Annotated in this window: 4 protein-coding genes; 2 read left to right on the forward strand and 2 right to left on the reverse strand. The window is 64.5% G+C overall.

Annotation, left to right across the window (positions count from 1 at the left end; translation table 11 throughout):
* Positions 1-141: 141 nt before the first annotated feature.
* Positions 142-339 (reverse strand): hypothetical protein, encoded by a 198-nt coding sequence (locus AC13QO_RS29805; RefSeq protein ID WP_085777255.1) that lies wholly within the window; start codon positions 337-339, stop codon positions 142-144.
* Positions 340-444: 105 nt separating this feature from the next.
* Here AC13QO_RS29805 and AC13QO_RS29810 point away from each other — a divergent pair, with 105 nt between their 5' ends.
* A complete protein-coding gene (locus tag AC13QO_RS29810; RefSeq protein WP_085777256.1) occupies positions 445-690 on the forward strand; it encodes a hypothetical protein in 246 nt (81 codons plus the stop codon).
* 7 nt (positions 691-697) lie between these two features.
* Here the strand turns inward: AC13QO_RS29810 and AC13QO_RS29815 are convergent, their stop codons facing one another.
* The gene (locus AC13QO_RS29815) at positions 698-1,084 is read right to left on the reverse strand and encodes a hypothetical protein (RefSeq protein WP_085777257.1); all 387 of its coding nucleotides are present in this window, start codon (positions 1,082-1,084) and stop codon (positions 698-700) included.
* Between the two features lie 334 nt (positions 1,085-1,418).
* Here AC13QO_RS29815 and AC13QO_RS29820 point away from each other — a divergent pair, with 334 nt between their 5' ends.
* Positions 1,419-2,327, forward strand: coding sequence for a DUF1499 domain-containing protein (locus AC13QO_RS29820; protein WP_488542754.1), 909 nt, complete (start codon positions 1,419-1,421; stop codon positions 2,325-2,327).
* Positions 2,328-2,583: the final 256 nt, after the last annotated feature.

Below are 2,583 nucleotides of genomic sequence, written 5' to 3' on the forward strand. Positions count from 1 at the left end.
GCTGGGGCGAAGGGGTTATGCCGCGACCTCGCGATTCCCTCTTCTCCCCAGCGGGGAGAAGGTGCCCGTAGGGCGGATGAGGGGGCCGCCGACGCCGAGGCTAACCTCAAAAAAGTGAGGTGTGCAAAAGGGGACGTGTTGCTACGCCGCCCCGGCCGGATCGCCGATCGGCAAGAGCGCCGGGTCGAGCGGCGGGTCTTGCGGGTTCTTGGTGTCGCCCGGGTCCTGGGCAGGGGTCAGCGGCGGTTTTTCCTGGGTGCGGTCGGGGACGCCCGGCGTCGGCGTCGGACCGCGCGGTGTGTCAGTCGTCGGTGTCGGGATCGGGTCTCTGTTCGGCATGATCGCCTCCTTTTGAAAAAGGGAACGGCAGCCCAGGCAGATGGTTCCACTTTCGCCGCCGGCGATTCCTCTGTATGAGGAGGCCGGAAAACACTGGAACCGAGCATGGCCATCCGCGATCGATTTTCGAAGAAGCTGAACTGCCCGCAATGCGGCAATGCTGGTTTTGCCGAGGCCTCGGAGATCGACGATCCCAAGCGCAAGCATCCGGGTTTCACGGTCGATCACCTGCCGCGCGGCTTCGGCGTGCAGCGGGCTTCCAACCACCAGGAAAGCTTCATGATCAAATGCGAATGCGGGCGCAAGTTTCCCTTCCGCAGCCTGGCGGAAGCCGCGGCCGAGCGGCGCTAGGTCGCGCTCAGATCCGCTCCAGCACCTCGATGAAGGCGTCGGCGAAACGCACGAGATGGGCGGTCTCCTCGTCGGGCGCCTGCATGCGGATCTCGGTGCCGTTGTGATCGAGCAGCGCCAGCACGACGCGCATGTTCTCGCCATCGGGAATGCGCAAGACGGCGATGCGCCGGCAATCCTCGATCAGGCCGGCGGCCGGCAGGTCGAACAGCAGTTCGCCGCCGGAACGGCCGGCTGCCTGGCGCACCGCCTCGCAGAAGCCGGCGTCACCGCCGGCATAACCTTCGAGCGACAGTTCGAGCTCGACGAGCTCCATCGGCAGCGACGGCTCGGTGTGATCGATCGCGCCAAGCGCAGACGCCTGCGGCCTTGCTGCTATCTCGGGTGAAATCATCGCGTCTCTCCTGTCCGTGACCCTGGAGATGAAACCGCGGCAGAATGGCCTTTTTTTGGCATATCAGCAAGGGCTTACGGAATGCCATTCCGCCTTCGCCGTGGATTCCGGCGGATATGCTTGCGACAACAGTTTCAATTCAGCCGAATCTTGCCCCAGATCCGGATGATTTTAGGCCGGGCCGGCCTGAAATCTGAATCCGGATCTAAATCAAAGAAATAGAGCATGATGTCGTCCGAAAACCGCTTCACACTTTTCGGCATCATGCTCTAAACAGGTCTATGGCGATTTGCGTGGTTCATAGCGCGGCGCTCACGAGCAACCGGTAAGTTTGATGGCCATCCGCTACGACCGCCCCGTTTCCAGCGCCGCCCGCTTTTCGCGGCTGCTCGGGGCGTTTTCGCTGGTTCTGGCGCTCGCCGTGCTCATCGCCCATCGCTTCGGCGGCCTCGCAACCCCCTATCTGGTGCTGCTTTTGATCTTTGCCGCCGGCTGCGCGCTGCTCGCCGCACTGCTCGCCGCGATCGGCCTGCGCAGCCTCTGGATGACAGGGGCGGAGGGCGGGCTCGCCGCGCTGGCGGCGCTGATCTATGCCGCCTTTCCGCTTGGTATTGGCGCTGTGGCCGCCGAACGCTACATCAGCCTGCCTGCGATCTACGACGTCTCCACCGATCCGGTGTCGGCACCGGACTGGCTATCGCCGCCGAAATCCGACCAGATCTGGCTGAAGCGCAATCCGGTGGTGACGCCTGAAGATCGCGAGAAGCAGATGGAGGCCTATCCGGAACTGACCGGCCGGCGTTATGAGGGCGCGCTCGACCGCGTGCTGGAAGCGGTGCGCAAGGTTGCCAAACAGAGCGGCTTTACGATCGTCAGGAGCACCGGCACATCAGAGCCGGACCGCGATCTCGAGGACCGGCCGGCAAAGCCCGCCCCCGGCGACGAGGCCGTGACCGATGCGCCCGGCATCATCCCGGTGCCGACGCCGCGCCCCTATGATGACGATGTCGCCAAGCTGATCCGCGGCGCCAACGGCGTGACGCTGCAGGCCACCACCCGCACGCTGATCCTCGGCCTGCGCTTCGATATGATGATCCGGCTGCGCGAAGAGGCCGAAACCACCTTCGTCGACATCCGCGTCGCCTCCCGCTACGGCCAGCACGACCTCGGCCTCAGCGCCGAAATCGCCGGCGATTATCTGAAGGCGCTCGACGCCGAACTTCTGGGGATTGCGGGTGGGTGAGCCGCGGTGCCGCCAGAGGCGCCAGCAATCGATCCAGTGAATCGATTGCAGTTGCGAACGCCCTGAGCCCAAAGCGAAGGGGAGAGGGTGCGGCAGACGCGACCCCCTGATCCGGTGCCGCCAGAGGCGGCAGCAATCGATCCAGTGAATCGATTGCAGCGGCGAACGCCCTGAGCCCAAAGCGAAGGCCGGAATAGGCTGATATGCCGCAACCTGTCGATCCCCTCTTCTCCCCTCGGGGAGAAGGTGCCCGTAG

The sequence above is a fragment of the Rhizobium sp. CNPSo 3670 genome, assembly GCF_057784555.1.

Coding starts and splice junctions, on each gene's coding strand:
- AC13QO_RS29815 (WP_085777257.1), bottom strand. CDS start 1,084: ATGATTTCACCCGAGATAGCAGCAAGGCCGCAGGCGTCTGCGCTTGGC.
- AC13QO_RS29820 (WP_488542754.1), top strand. CDS start 1,419: ATGGCCATCCGCTACGACCGCCCCGTTTCCAGCGCCGCCCGCTTTTCG.
- AC13QO_RS29810 (WP_085777256.1), top strand. CDS start 445: ATGGCCATCCGCGATCGATTTTCGAAGAAGCTGAACTGCCCGCAATGC.
- AC13QO_RS29805 (WP_085777255.1), bottom strand. CDS start 339: ATGCCGAACAGAGACCCGATCCCGACACCGACGACTGACACACCGCGC.